13 protein-coding genes are annotated in these 14,777 nt (G+C 43.0%); 4 read left to right on the top strand and 9 right to left on the bottom strand.

What is annotated here, in order from left to right:
• Nucleotides 1–27: 27 nt before the first annotated feature.
• Nucleotides 28–150, bottom strand: coding sequence for a hypothetical protein (locus FW774_RS20735; RefSeq protein ID WP_262714443.1), 123 nt, complete (start codon nucleotides 148–150; stop codon nucleotides 28–30).
• Between the two features lie 119 nt (nucleotides 151–269).
• Nucleotides 270–680: an alternative ribosome rescue aminoacyl-tRNA hydrolase ArfB gene (gene arfB, locus FW774_RS13740; protein WP_149348782.1), complete on the bottom strand. Its 411-nt coding sequence runs from the start codon at nucleotides 678–680 to the stop codon at nucleotides 270–272.
• Between the two features lie 66 nt (nucleotides 681–746).
• On the opposite strand from arfB, the gene cmk reads away from it, so the two are divergent.
• Nucleotides 747–1,433, top strand: a complete 687-nt coding sequence (gene cmk / locus FW774_RS13735; protein ID WP_149348781.1) for a (d)CMP kinase — start codon at nucleotides 747–749, stop codon at nucleotides 1,431–1,433.
• A gap of 218 nt (nucleotides 1,434–1,651) precedes the next feature.
• Here the strand turns inward: cmk and secDF are convergent, their stop codons facing one another.
• The 6 genes from secDF to FW774_RS13705 all read right to left on the bottom strand — a co-directional run bounded on the left by secDF (nucleotide 1,652) and on the right by FW774_RS13705 (nucleotide 8,195).
• Entirely contained in the window at nucleotides 1,652–4,636 is a 2,985-nt protein-coding gene (secDF, locus tag FW774_RS13730) for a protein translocase subunit SecDF (RefSeq protein WP_149348780.1), read from the bottom strand.
• A 122-nt stretch (nucleotides 4,637–4,758) separates the two neighbouring features.
• Entirely contained in the window at nucleotides 4,759–5,247 is a 489-nt protein-coding gene (locus FW774_RS13725) for a dihydrofolate reductase (protein ID WP_149348779.1), read from the bottom strand.
• 106 nt (nucleotides 5,248–5,353) lie between these two features.
• Nucleotides 5,354–5,668 carry a preprotein translocase subunit YajC gene (gene yajC / locus FW774_RS13720; RefSeq protein WP_149348778.1) on the bottom strand — a complete coding sequence of 105 codons (315 nt, stop codon included), beginning with the start codon at nucleotides 5,666–5,668 and terminating at the stop codon, nucleotides 5,354–5,356.
• A gap of 16 nt (nucleotides 5,669–5,684) precedes the next feature.
• Nucleotides 5,685–6,116: a DUF1573 domain-containing protein gene (locus FW774_RS13715; protein WP_149348777.1), complete on the bottom strand. Its 432-nt coding sequence runs from the start codon at nucleotides 6,114–6,116 to the stop codon at nucleotides 5,685–5,687.
• A 3-nt stretch (nucleotides 6,117–6,119) separates the two neighbouring features.
• Nucleotides 6,120–7,067, bottom strand: a complete 948-nt coding sequence (nusB, locus tag FW774_RS13710) for a transcription antitermination factor NusB (protein ID WP_149348776.1) — start codon at nucleotides 7,065–7,067, stop codon at nucleotides 6,120–6,122.
• Between the two features lie 39 nt (nucleotides 7,068–7,106).
• On the bottom strand, nucleotides 7,107–8,195 hold the full coding sequence (locus tag FW774_RS13705; RefSeq protein ID WP_149348775.1) for a Glu/Leu/Phe/Val dehydrogenase dimerization domain-containing protein: 1,089 nt from the start codon (nucleotides 8,193–8,195) through the stop codon (nucleotides 7,107–7,109).
• Nucleotides 8,196–8,588: 393 nt separating this feature from the next.
• On the opposite strand from FW774_RS13705, the gene FW774_RS13700 reads away from it, so the two are divergent.
• From FW774_RS13700 to FW774_RS13690, 3 genes are all read left to right on the top strand, one after another.
• Nucleotides 8,589–10,379 (top strand): ABC transporter ATP-binding protein, encoded by a 1,791-nt coding sequence (locus FW774_RS13700; RefSeq protein ID WP_149348774.1) that lies wholly within the window; start codon nucleotides 8,589–8,591, stop codon nucleotides 10,377–10,379.
• A gap of 82 nt (nucleotides 10,380–10,461) precedes the next feature.
• Entirely contained in the window at nucleotides 10,462–10,791 is a 330-nt protein-coding gene (locus FW774_RS13695) for a DUF3276 family protein (RefSeq protein WP_149348773.1), read from the top strand.
• A 496-nt stretch (nucleotides 10,792–11,287) separates the two neighbouring features.
• A complete protein-coding gene (locus tag FW774_RS13690) occupies nucleotides 11,288–14,266 on the top strand; it encodes a choice-of-anchor Q domain-containing protein (RefSeq protein ID WP_149348772.1) in 2,979 nt (992 codons plus the stop codon).
• Nucleotides 14,267–14,436: 170 nt separating this feature from the next.
• Here FW774_RS13690 and FW774_RS13685 read toward each other — a convergent pair whose 3' ends face one another.
• A complete protein-coding gene (locus FW774_RS13685) occupies nucleotides 14,437–14,622 on the bottom strand; it encodes a histone H1 (protein ID WP_149348771.1) in 186 nt (61 codons plus the stop codon).
• Between the last annotated feature and the right edge of the window lie 155 nt (nucleotides 14,623–14,777).

Raw genomic sequence — 14,777 nt, 5'->3', positions numbered from 1 at the left:
TGCAATATTAAGTACAGCTGTTCTCCATTACTGGTTGCATGAATTGATGATCATGGTTACCAGCAGTAGTACAAACAAGATGCTGTATAAAGCAAAATTGTAATCGACAGACCGTTTTACCTTGTACTTGTAAACATTTTTTGTTTTCATAAATTCCTGTTTTACAGATAAAGTTCAATAAATGCACCAAAGTTAAAAAACAGCTTTTAACAAAGCGGGAAGACGGTTTTCACGACCAAAGTGTATATTTTTAAATACAATTATACTATCTAATCAAAGAAATCACTACGACGCCCCATTTTCTTAAGCGCCTGCTTCCGTTTTTGCTCTAACCTGCTCTCAATTGCCGAACGCTTTGGTTTAGTCGCCTTACGGGATTTGTTAACTTTTAATGCCTGATGCAACAATGCGATCAGCTTATCCTGGCAGCGTTGCTTATTGGCAAGCTGGCTACGGTCTTGCTGGCAAATAATCTGTAACATACCGGTTGAAGATATCCGGTTAGCTAACCGGTCCGTGATCAGTTGCTTTTGTTCCGGTGTAAACAACGAAGATTGGCTAATATCAAAATTCAGTTCAACCTTTGATGATACTTTATTGACATGCTGACCACCTTTTCCCCCACTCCGGGAAGTTTTATACGTAATATTCGGCTGTAAATCGCCAATGGTAAAGTGCATGTACAAAGTAAGCAGAAAATCAAGACTAAATTACTGATTAATGTTTTAAACATTACATTTGCTGTGATGGGTAATATTATCATTGCCATTGATGGCTATTCTTCATGCGGAAAAAGTACACTGGCCAAAGCATTGGCTAAAAAGCTTCATTTTATTTATATCGACAGCGGCGCCATGTACCGGGCTGTAACATTGTATTTTTTACGTAATCATATTGATTTAACCGACGAGAAAGCAGTTGCCAAAGCGCTTGAGGATATTCATCTCAGTTTTCATTCCCGCGATTACCAATCGCATATCACACTGAATGGAGAAGAAGTTTCCGAAGAGATCCGCCAGATGCCGGTTTCTGAGAATGTAAGTGCCGTGAGCGCCATTAAAGCCGTCCGTACCGATATGGTAAAACAGCAACAACGGCTGGGCAGATCAAAGAATATCGTGATGGATGGCCGGGATATCGGCACAAAGGTTTTTCCGGATGCCCAGCTAAAGTTTTTTATGACTGCCGACCCAAAGATCAGGGCCGAGCGGCGCTACAATGAGCTGATCACTAAAGGCGAGAGCATCACCTTAGAGGAAGTTTTCGAAAACCTGGCTCATCGCGATTACCAGGATACTACCCGCGAAGAAAGTCCGCTGGTAAGGGCCGAAGACGCTATTATTTTAGATAACACCAATCTAACCGAGGAAGAACAATTACAATTTGCAATAGAGAAAGTAAAGGCTTTAGGCTGGAATAGTGAAACAGCTTAACGCTGGCAACATCCCAAAATGCTGCCAGATCTTCTATCTTTTTAATCTTACTCATCCTCTTCTGAGCGCAAACCGTAAGCAACAAACAATTTCCCAGAGGTTTTGCCATTATTGCCTCAAAAAGAGTCAATGGCAGGGCAATATCGTCTTCATTATAAATACAAAAAGCCCCAATTTTTCAATTGGAGCCTTCTGCTATTATTATGAAAACAAAATACTTATTTGGTTTCTTTACTACCGAAGTCGATTACTATCGGGGTAGAAATACACAGCGATGAGTATGTACCGATGATACGACCGATCAGCAATGCAAATATGAAGCCCCTGATGCTGTCGCCACCGAAAATAAAGATCACCAACAATACGAAGAACACGGTCAGCGAGGTCAATATCGTACGGCTCAATGTGCTGTTCAAAGCAAAGTTGATCAACTGGTTACGTTCTTCGCCGTGGAGATCAGATTTGCCCCGTTCGGTAAGCTTTTCACGGATACGGTCGAATACAACAACGGTTTCTGTCATGGTATAACCCATTACCGTCAGAATTGCGGCTATAAAGTCCTGTCCAATTTCCAGAGAGAAAGGAACCAGGCCATCTAAAATAGTATAGAAAGAAAGCACCAGGAACACGTCGTGGAACAAGGCCACCACAGCACCCAAACCGTATTGCCACTTTCTGAACCGTACAACAATGTATATAAACATCACCAGGCAGGAGAACAATACGGCTGCATAAGCGCCATATACAATGTCATTCGCAATAAGCGGGCCTACCTTTTGCGAGCTTAATATATCATACTTCACCCTGCTTTCTGCCAGACCTTTTTCAAGCGCTGTTGTCACCACTTTATCAGCCTGCTGATTTTGGTCGGCTACATGGTACGTGGTAGTAATTTTCAGCTGATTATCTCCACCTGCTGTTTTAACTTCAGGCACTTCATTATCAAAATGAGGGGTCAGCTTGGCTTTTATATCCTCAGCATTAACATTCTTATCAAAATGAACGATATATGTTCTACCGCCCTTAAAGTCGATGCCTAAGTTTAAGCCTCCATGTTTCAGGTAGAAGATAATACCCAGAACAATGATAGCCGATGATATGGAATAGTACAGCTTACGATGGCCTACGAAATTAAAGGCTATATTCCTGAAAGCATCATGGGTAATTTTGTTATCAAATGATACGTGATGTTTATGATCCAGCAGGTATTCAAAGATAACACGTGAGATGAGCACCGCGGCAAACAATGACGACACGATACCGATACATAACGTGGTGGCAAAACCCTGTACCGGGCCGCTACCGAATATATACAGGATAATACCGAGAATTAAAATGGTAACGTTAGAGTCGATAATGGACGACATGGCATGCCTGAATCCTTCACGTATCGCGATTGATATCTGCTTTCCGTGGGCAAGCTCTTCACGCACCCGCTCAAAGATAAGAATGTTCGCATCTACCGATAAACCGATGGTTAACACAATACCGGCGATACCGGGCAGTGTCAGTACAGCTCCCAGCGATGCCAGTATCCCCATGATGAAAAACAGGTTGATCAGCAACGCAACGTTGGCCACCCATCCGGCACGGTTATAGTAGAATGCCATGAAGATCAATATCACACCAAAAGCTACTATGAATGAGAGCAAACCGTTATGAATAGCTTCCTGACCCAATGAAGGGCCAACAATATATTCACCGGCAATCCGTGCAGGTGCTGGTAAACGTCCGGCTTTTAACACGTTGGCTAAGTCCTTGGTATCGCTTAGCTGGAAGTTCCCGGTAATTTGTGATATACCGTTAGGGATTTCGTTTTGTACCGTAGGAGCGGAATACACTACATCATCCAGCACAATGGCAATACTTTGCTTATTGTTAGCATCAGCCGATGCAGCGGCCGTGATCCGGCGCCATTCACGGGCTCCTTCGGAGTTCATGTACATGGTAACATCCGGGTTACCGTGCTGGTCAATATCGTCTTTAGCATCGGTAATTACACTTCCATCTAAAATGGGAGCTCCATCGCCACGGGTAATTTTGATAGCGTATAACTCGAACACTTTGGTTTCCGGCGACATTGGTTTCACTGACCACAGCAGCTTAACATTTCCCGGAATAATGGCTTTAACGGCTTCCGAATGGAAGTAGTTGTTTATCTTAGCCGTATCTTTCTGAGCAGCATATCCTACAACCGGGCCGGGGCGCAGCGCTTGTTGCCCGTTTTGTGTTTGGTAGAAGGCCGGGGTTAACAGTGAAAATAGAGGGTTATTTTTAACCTGCTCTGCCATATTTTTGGCCAAACCTGCGCTGTCTTTACCGGTGGTATCTTTTTTAGCGCCCAATGCTGCCAGCTTACCTCCGGCTTTTTGAGCAGCAGTATCCGCACTACTGGTAGCAACTGCTTTTTTGGTGGTATCGGTGCTGCTTTGGTTGGCAGCCAGAATTTTATTGATATTTTCAAGCAACGGGAAAATCTGCGTATTATCAAATGTTTCCCAGAATTCCAGCTTCGCCGATCCCTGAAGCAACTTACGTACACGGTTAGGGTCAGATACGCCTGGAAGCTCGATCAAAATACGGTTAGTACCCTGCTGACGCTGAATATTGGGAGAGGCAACCCCGAACTTATCAATACGGGTACGTAATATGTTAAACGAGCGATCTATGGCACTGTTGGCTTCCTTTTGCAGGAAACTCAGCACATCGCTGTTGCTTGCATTAATTTTAAGGTTATTGGCATTATCTTTTGTAGCAAAGAACTGAACCAGCTTCCCGTTAGGGTTTAACTTTTCATATTCTTCGCCAAATAGTGAAATAAAATCCTTTTGTGATGTTTTGGTGCGGGCTTCGGCATTCTGCAAGGCTTTGTTAAAGTTGGCATCGCTCGGGTTATTGGCCAGGTTACGTACCAGGTCTTCCAGCGAAATTTCCATGGTAAGGTTCATACCGCCCTTTAAGTCAAGGCCCAACGGAATTTCACGCTCTTTGCAATACTGGTAAGTAAACTTGGTAAAACCTAAATTATACACCGGCACGGTAGCTATAGAATCCAGGTAAGCTCTTTCTTTAGCGAGATCACCTTTGGCATATTCCTTAGCATCTTTTTCAACCTTACGCGATACCCAGGTGAAAGAAAGCGAATACAAACACGCAATGGCCAGCGCTATAGCCACAAATTTTATCAGTCCTTTACCTTGCATTTTAATGAATTGTAGTTCTTTTAGTTATAAAGCTTTTTTTAATAAGACGGCAAATCTAATTAAATTTTTTATTCTTAATAATTAGTTTTTGATTTAAGCCAAACAATATCCAAAAATGAGTGTTACACGCCCTTCTTCCGCTTATACGTAATAAATGTATAAGGATACGGGTTTTTATCATCGGCTTGATGTTGTTCTGCGTGCATTTCTTTCCAAACCTGCGCATCAAGTTCCGGGAACCAGGCATCGGCTTTAAAGCGGTGATGAATGCGGGTCAGCTCTACTACATCGGCTAATTCAATTGCTTGCCGGTATAGTGTTGCACCACCAATCACAGAAATTTTTTCACTGCCCTTACATAAAGCAATAGCTTCTTCCAATGAATGGGCAATGTCGCATCCTTCAATAGTTATATCCTGATGCGTTACCACGATATTCTTTCTTCCGGGTAAGGGTTTACCGATAGATTCAAATGTTTTACGCCCCATAAGTACCGGGAAGCCTACCGTGAGACTCTTGAAATGCTTCAAATCAGCAGGTATATGACACAGTAACTGGTTCTGATAACCAATTCCGTTGTTTTCATCGGCAATTACGACAAGCTGTACCATGATTTAAGTTAAAAGTTGAAGGTAAAAAGTTGAAAGCTGTTTACGTATACAAAAATATCCCGCTTGTGTCTACAAGCGGGATAATAATATAAACGCTATTCTAACCTTACTTTTGCGTGTTTGTATTCAGCGCTTTGGATGCGTCAAGCGATATAGCCGACTTATCAAAACGGATCTTACCGCCACCTTCGGTCTCGATCAGAAAAGTTGTTTCGTTCATATCCACAATCTTACCATGTATCCCGGCGGTGGTGATAACCCTATCGCCTTTTTTAAGCTCGGCTACATATTTTTTAAGGTCTTTCGCTTTTTTCATTTGGGGGCGTATCATAAAAAAATAAAACACCACAATGATTAAAAGCATGGGTAACATACCCATTAATCCAGAGCCTCCGGCTTGTAATAAAATAGTTCCTGACATAGTTTTGAGTTTTAATTTATTTTGGTTCCTGTACTTCGCCGTTCAGATAAACAACCGAAGTTGCCGGTACGGCGTTTGACGTTATAGTGATTGATTTGGTTTGCTTTCCTGATTTGCCGGCGCTGTTAAATACTACTTTTATAACACCATCGGCGCCGGGAGCAATAGGCTCTTTCGGGTATTCGGGCACGGTACAGCCACAACTGGCCTGCGCTGCCGAAATTACCAACGGACTTTTACCTGCATTGGTAAATTTAAATTCATGTGTAACCTTTTCGCCCTGTTTTATTACACCAAATTCGTAATTGGTTTCTTCAAATTTCAACACGGGCGCATTTACAGAATCGGTTACGGCTGCTGTTGAATCTGATGCGGAACCGTTACGTTTTTCGCTGTTACAAGCGGCTATAGCCACTGCCGCAAATGCAATTAAAATTATTTTTTTCATCTGTTATTCAATTAGTCCACGACCAAATTTATGAATCTTACCGGCCGATTTCAGGTCGGCAAGAATTTTATCTAAGATACCATTTATAAATGAGTTGCTTTTCGGTGTACTAAATTCCTTCGACAGCTCGATATATTCATTAATAGTTACTTTAACGGGTATAGACGAGAAATGTAACAATTCAGTGATGGCCAGCTTCATCAGCAGCACATCCATCATGGCGATACGGTCGGCTTCCCAGTTCTTGGTTTTTTGTGAAATCAGTTCCTGGTATTGTTCATCGTACGCTATGCACTTGCTAAGCAATGCTGTGATAAACTCTCTGTCTTCAGACCAATTGGCGCATAATTCGGCGAGGTGATTTTCTGCCGGGTTATCGCTGGTAAAGTTTTTAAACGTTTTCGCAATAAGCGCCTGCAACACTTCTTTATCTACCGGCCAGTTTATAAACTTTTCTTCAAAAACCTGCTCTATTGCCGGTGTTTTCAGGATAATCTTCTTGAAAATATGCTTAATGATCTCTTTCTCGGCCCGCATATCGTCGGCCGGATTTTGAAGATATGCCTCGTACTCGGGCGAGGTTTTTAATATCCCCACAATGGAACGGGCAACTTCAGGGTCAAAGCTCCAGGAGATCTTATACTTTTTTACGGCATCCATATACTCCGGATTGTTACGCAATGATTCGATGAATTTATTGGTATGTAACCGGGTATTGGCATTCAGGTCTTTTTCGGTAGGTAAAAATTTGTTGGCCCGCTCTTCGGCATCCAGCACCACATAATCGGCCACTTCAATAAACAATGAAAGTACCCAGACATACATCTCATAAACCTCATCTACATTTTTCAGCAAACTTTTTTCAAAAGCCTTTACCGATTTGTTTTCTGACTGATGATAAGCGTAAAGTGTTTGCAGTACTTTTACCCTGAGGTGCCTTCTGTTTAGCATATAATTTATAAGAACGACCGGCCGAAACCGGGAATAATTTTAGTATAATCCTTTTATTTTTTTGATGTCAGCAATACGTTTTTCGGCAATGCGGTCGGCTGCTATATTGGTTGGAATATTCTCTGCCTTTGATTTCCGCAGCACTTCCCGTGTGGCCTCATATATGTTTTCTGTTAATTGCAGTGTGCGCTTTTTGTTGTGTCCGGCAATTTCAGAATAGGCACTGATAATTCCCCCGGCATTGATGAGATAATCGGGAGCATATAAAATTCCTTTTTCCAACAACATCTGCCCGTGTAACTGCTCGTCTGCCAGCTGGTTATTGGCTGATCCGGCTATAATAGCACATTTCATTTTGTTGATAGTATCGGTATTTACGGTTGCTCCCAGAGCGCAGGGTGCGTAAATATCGTACTCCATATCAAAAATATTATTGTTTGAAACTGCTTCAGCGCCATAACGTTTGGCAACCCTTCCCAACTCATACTCATTGATATCGCTTACGTACACCTTAGCATTTTCTTCGCGTAATAAAGCTACCAGCTTTTCGCCTACGTGACCGATGCCCTGTACCGCAACCGATTTCCCGGCAAGCGTATCGGCTCCAAAAAGTTCTTTCAAGCAGGCTTTGATACCCATAAATACACCACGTGCTGTTATTGGCGAAGGGTCGCCGCTGCCTCCCATTGATTCGGGTATACCTGTAGCGTATTTGGTTTCCATACGGATATATTCCATATCTTTCGGACTGGTTCCCAACTCTTCGGCAGTAATAAACGAACCGTTAAGGTTTTGTATAAACTGCCCGAACCGGCGCATCAACGCTTCACTTTTATCTTTACGACTATCGCCAATGATGACCGCTTTTCCGCCTCCCAGGTTCAAACCGCTTATAGCCGCTTTGTAGGTCATGGTTTTCGATAAACGCAACACATCCTGCAAGGCTTCGTTCTCTGAACGGTAAGGCCACATCCGCGTTCCTCCGAAAGCCGGGCCTAACGTGGTATCGTGTATGGCAATAATGGCTTTAAGCCCCGTATCTTCATCGCAACAAAAAACTACTTCTTTATGACCTGTTTTCTTGAGCTGATTAAAAACGGTGCTTTCTTCTGGATTGATCAATGTCATATTTTTATTATGATGGATACGGCTTGGGCACAAAAGTACTAAAATTTATAATTTATACAGGGTTGTGTATTTGTTGTTTAAAGCCTCACCCCAACCCTCTCCAAAGGAGAGGGGGTAAAACTGTGCTATTCATCTCGTTTCTTACATCTATGTTCTTGCTTGGCCTCTCTCCCAGCTCCGCCAACTGGCGGAAGAGGGGAGCTGAACCATGCACACATTGTCAGTTGTCAACTATCCATTGTCCATTATTAAAGATTACTTTCGGTCTTTTCTGACTTCCCGACTATAAGCTATGAACCATAACCCATAAGCCCTTCTCATATCGTAACTCTAAAATCATAATTCATAAATCACATAACTACTGCTATAAAAAAAGCTAATTTTACCAACCGAATGAAAGACCTGGCTTACCTTAATAAGTTTCTGTATAAATATCGCTGGCGGCTGATACCGGGTATATTCTTTGTTATTGTATCTAACCTGTTTGCCGTACTGCCCGCCCAGGTCATTCGTTTAGCCTTTGACCTGGTAAAAGAAAATATCAGCCTGTACCGCTTGTTTGACGGTTTTAGTAGGCAGCAACTGGTTTATCAGACCTTTGGCTACAGCCTGTTTTTTTTCGGCGCTGTTGTATTGCTGTTATCCATTATACGGGGGCTATTCCTGTTTTTTATGCGTCAGACCATCATCCTGATGTCGCGGCATATTGAGTATGACCTTAAAAACGAAATTTACGGACATTACCAGCAACTTTCAATGGCCTTTTTCAGGCGCAATAATACCGGTGACCTCATGAACCGGGTAACCGAAGATGTAAGCCGTGTCCGGATGTACCTGGGTCCTGCAATCATGTACACCATTAACACCAGCGTGCTGTTTATTCTGGTAATTTACGCCATGTTCAGCGTAAACGTCCGGCTGGCCGTATTCTGTTTACTGCCTATGCCCATACTGGTCTTTGCTATTTATTACGTAAACGGGATAATCAATTATCGCAGCGAGCGCATTCAGCAACAGCTTTCAAATCTTTCCAGCTTTGTCCAGGAAACCTTTTCAGGGATTCGTGTGATAAAATCGTACGTTCGCGAAAGCGACAGTCGCAGTAAATTCAGGCATGAGAGCGATGAATACCGGCATAACTCAATGGCCCTGGTAAAAGTTCAGGCACTCTTTTTCCCGTTAATGATGTTATTGGTGGGAATCAGCACGATCATAACGATCTATGTAGGCGGCACCGAAGTGATAAACGGCAGTCTCACAGCCGGAAATATTGCCGAATTTATTGTTTATCTTAACCAGCTGACCTTTCCGGTGATATCATTGGGCTGGATCACGTCACTAATTCAACGGGCATCGGCATCGCAAAAGCGCATTAACGAGTTTTTGCATACCAAGCCCGAAATTGTATCGCCTGCTGTCAATGCGCACACCATACAAGGATATATCGAGTTCAGAAATGTCAGCTTTGTTTATCCCGATACAGGTATAAAAGCGCTCGACAATGTATCGTTCAACCTGAAACCCGGCGAGTTGCTGGCTATTATCGGGAAAACCGGATCCGGAAAATCAACCATTGCCAACCTGCTGATGCGCATGTACGATACCACATCGGGCGAAATATACATCGACAACCAGCCAATCCAATCGTTAAACCTGCATAACTACCGTAAGCAGATCGGATTTGTACCACAGGAAGTCTTTTTATTTTCGGATACTATAGCGAATAATATCGCGTTCAGCTCTGAAAAGATAGACCGCGAAGCGATAGAGACCGCTGCCCGCAATGCTGCCGTTTACGATAATATTGCCGCTTTTGATAACGGCTTTGACACCCTTATCGGCGAACGCGGCATCACGCTTTCGGGTGGACAGAAGCAACGTGTTTCTATTGCACGGGCATTGGCAGCGAATCCGCAGATCCTGATTTTTGACGATTGTCTTTCGGCTGTTGACACACGTACCGAAGAGGAAATTTTACATAATCTGGGCAGGGTGATGTCGGGAAAATCGGCCATTTTAATTGCCCATCGCATTTCGACCATCAAAAATGCGGACAAAATCCTGGTTCTGGATGAAGGAAAAGTTGTTGAACACGGAAAACATGAGGATTTAATTGAGCTTGGCGGCCGCTATTTCGAACTTTACGAAAAACAATTGCTGGAAGAACAGGAAAATCTCTCATAAAATGCGTTTATCGCATTTTCTATTTTGAACTTTAATAATTAATCCGTTTATTTACTGCAACCAAAACTTAGCTTACCAAATTATGGGAGATTTCGACAACAAAGAGAGAGAAGAGGTTTTTTCAAAGAAAGTCAGGGCAGGCAAGCGCACTTATTTTTTTGATGTAAAAGCTACCCGCTCTAACGATTATTATGTAACAATTACAGAGAGCAAAAAAAGATTGGAAGATGGTGTTTTTGTAAAGCATAAAATCTTTTTATATAAAGAAGATTTTGAAAAATTTGCAGAAGGACTAAAGGAAACGGTTGAATATATTAAAGACAACCAGGAAGTTGTTGAAAAACGTTACGAGTATAACGACTCGAACGAAAGCCCTGTAAAAAGCACGATAGAAGACGATTTTTCTTTCTAAACATTTCACGATAAAAATCTTGTATGGCATCTTTTCCTGAGGGAAAGATGCCTTTTTTTGTGCAATGTTTTACTGAAGCTCAGCGACAGAATAGCTGTATGACACTGCGTTGTTTCCGTCATTCACACCGCGTCATTTCGATCGCAGGGAGAATTGAAAATCAACGAAGTTAAATCTTTTCAATAGTCGCACAATTCCATTAATACCAAACTGCTTTATCAGGGAAATGCAGGGAATCAACAATTATCTTCCCGTACCTCGTCGATATGACAGCGTTTATGTCATCCTATATCAACAAGTTAAAATCCGTGCATTGCAGATTAAAAACATAGCACTATCTTTAGTGTCAGGTAATGGATGATCATTTGAAATTGATCAAACGTCTGCATGATACCGGTGGAACTATCTTTACACTGTTGTAAACGATGATTGATATCATCATCCATAGCTAAGAAAATTTAGAACTAACATCGTGTTTTAAATAATAAAGGCAACTATGAAACGTCTACCCCAACTATTGCTAAGTGTTTTACTGCACAACGTTTTAACAGCATTCTCCGCAGTGGCACAAATAGTACCCAACAACCACATTATCTACGTAAAAGAAAGCGCAACAGGCGATGGTTCCTCCTGGAGCAATCCTGCCAGCCTTGCTATCGCCCTGCAATGGGCGCAGGCCAATAAAGACAATGCCCTTTGGGATGCCGGTAATCCTTTAAAGATATACGTGGCAAAGGGAACCTACAAACCCAGTGTAGACCCTGTAACTAATGATGTAGAAACAAACCGTGACGTAACTTTCCTGATGGTTAAGAACGTACAGCTCTACGGAGGTTTTGCCGGCACAGAAAGCACCCTTGCCGGCCGCGACTTGAGTATTACCGCCAACGCCAGCATCCTGAGCGGTGATTTAGACAGCAACGACGATGCCAATGGCACCATTAATGGCAACAATGCTTACCACGTGATACTTTCCGCAAGCGATGTGGAAAAGGCCCTTCTGGACGGTTTTACCCTTACCGGCGGTAAAGCGGATGGCAGCAGCTCTATAACCGTTAACGGGCAATCAGTTTTGCGAACTTCTGGTGGGGGTATGTGTAATATTTCTTCTTCGCCGTTGCTGGCCAATGTGACCATTTCAGGCAATATGGCCAATTCTAATGGTAGCGGAATGTTTAATTCATCATCATCGCCGGTGTTGACCAATGTGACTATTTCGGACAATATAGCTAATTATTACGGTGGCGGGATGTATAATTATTTATCATCCCCTTCGCTGGCCAACGTAGTCATTTCGGGCAATACGGCTGTTTCTGGCGGCGGGATGTATAATAATTCATCATCATCCCCTTTGCTGACCAACGTGACCATTTCGGGCAATACGGCTGTTTCTGGCGGTGGGATGTATAATTTTTATTCTTCTTCGCCCAAATTCTACAACAGCATAGTATGGGGCAACAAAAAAACAGACAGCAGCATTGATAACATCTATAATGACAGTAGTACCCCTGTATATGCCTACAGCATTATACAGGGCAGCAGCAGCGGTTGGAGCAGATTCGGGACCAACAACGGTAACAACCGGGATGCCGATCCGCGGTTTACCAATGCAGCCAACGGCGATTATACCCTGCAGAATACCAGCCCTGCTATTAATACGGGCAGCAACAGTTACCTTACCCTTAACACAGACCTTGCCGGTAGTACCCGTGTGCGCAATAATACCGTAGATATAGGGGCTTACGAATACCAGGACGGTAATACCGTACAGGTTATTCATACCGCTACCAACAACATCATCTACGTAAAAGAAAGCGCAACAGGCGATGGTTCCTCCTGGAGCAATCCTGCCAGCCTTGCTATCGCCCTGCAATGGGCGCAGGCCAATAAAGACAATGCCCTTTGGGATGCTGGTAATCCTTTAAAGATCTACGTGGCAAAGGGAACCTATAAACCCAGTGTAAACCCTGTTACTAATGATGTAGAAACAAACCGTGACGTAACTTTCCTGATGGTTAAGAACGTACAGCTCTACGGAGGTTTTGCCGGCACAGAAAGCACCCTTGCCGGCCGCGACTTGAGTATTACCGCCAACGCCAGCATCCTGAGCAGTGATATAGACAGCAACGACGATGCCAATGGCACCATTAATGGTAACAATGCTTACCACGTGATACTTTCCGCAGGCGATGTGGAAAAGGCCCTTCTGGACGGTTTTACCCTTACCGGCGGTAAAGCGGATGGCAGCAGCTCTATAACCATTAACGGGAAAACCATTCGCCAAAATTCTGGTGGGGGGATGTATAATGATTTTTCTTCGCCGAAGCTGACCAACGTGACCATTTCAGGCAATATGACTAATAATTCCGGTGGTGGAGTGGCTAATTATTCTTCTTCCCCAACGTTTACCAACGTCACCATCTCGAACAATAAGGCTATTAATGGAGGCGGAATGGTCAATAATTCCTCATCATCCCCTTTGCTGATCAACGTGACCATTTCGGGCAATACGACTGATTATTACGGTGGCGGGATAGCTAATTATTATTCTTCTTCGCCTAAACTCTACAACAGCATAGTATGGGGCAATAAAAAATCAGACAACAGCGTCAATAATGTCTATAACGGCAGTAGCAGTACGCCGGTATATGCCAACAGTTTGATACAGGGCAGTGGCGGCAGTAGCGCCTGGCAAAGCGATTTCGGTACTAACAACGGCAACAACCTGGATGCTGACCCACTGTTTACCGATCCTGCTAACGGCGATTACACCTTGCAGGCTACCAGTCCTGCCATAAATATGGGGAATAACAGCCTTTACACAGGTTTAGATGCCAGCACCAAAGACCTTGCCGGCAATACCAGGGTATATAAATACAATGATAGCGGTATTATAGATATAGGCGCTTACGAGTACCAGGGCGACCCGCAAACTCTCCCCGTAGCTCTACTTAATTTTACAGTAAAAGCCGAAGGCGATTACGCAAACCTGCAATGGCAAACGGCATCAGAAACCAACAGCAAAGGTTTTATTATTTACCGCAGTGGCGATGATGGCGAATTTATAAAAATTGGCTCGCAGCCTGCGGCTATACGGGCGAATGATTATTCGCCCCAACAATATACCTTTACAGATAAAAATCCCTTAAACGGCAACAACTATTACCAACTGGTACAGGTAGATAAGGATGGCAAAACCACCGAGTTAGGCACCCGGACCGTACGCTTTGAGCTTTCGGCCTTGAGCCTTCAGCTTTACCCGAACCCTGCAACAGACAAGCTAACCGTAACGTTTGAAGCAGGCAGGTATGACTTTTTAACATTAGCAAACCTCAGCGGAAAGATATTGCAAACCGTAGCAATACCACCAACAGAAGGAGAACTTACGGTATGGATACAGAACTATCCGGCAGGGGTTTACCTGTTAAAGCTAACAGGCAGTAAAGCTAATACGTACAGGATAGTGAAATATTGACTGGCTCAAAATATTTATCCCCTTTTCTATTCACCCAGGTGGTTGGAAGGCCTTATGAGATAAATTGTTTCGCTCCATTCACATAAAATAACATTGAAACACAAACTCATAAAACAACAAGGGGGAAGCACTTTATCGTGCTTCCCCCTTGTTAATACCGTTATGGTTAGTTATTTACTGTTTTTTGCCGCCTGAATTTCCAGCCGGATAGCCTGGGCAAGATTTTTTGCATCCTGCAAACCTTTCCTTACACGTGTACCTGCGGCGCTGTTACCTTTGTTGTAAAATTTGTCAGCGTCTGCCTCTAAACCCAAAATCAGAGCTTTAAGCTCATTAAATTTTTCAATTTTTGCCATTTTAGTTACTCCTTTTTATTTTTTGTTAATGTTCGAAATGTTTGATAAATCTAATGTAGAGCCTTTTTTTATTAAAAAAAAGCCATTTAAACATCAAACAGGCAATTATTTTTCCACATTTTTACAGCTTTGCACATCTTGAGGAGATTATCAGA

This window comes from Pedobacter sp. BS3 (assembly GCF_008274585.1).
In the GTDB taxonomy this organism is placed as follows: Bacteria; Bacteroidota; Bacteroidia; order Sphingobacteriales; family Sphingobacteriaceae; genus Hufsiella_A.
This window is presented reverse-complemented; position numbering and strand designations above follow the sequence as displayed.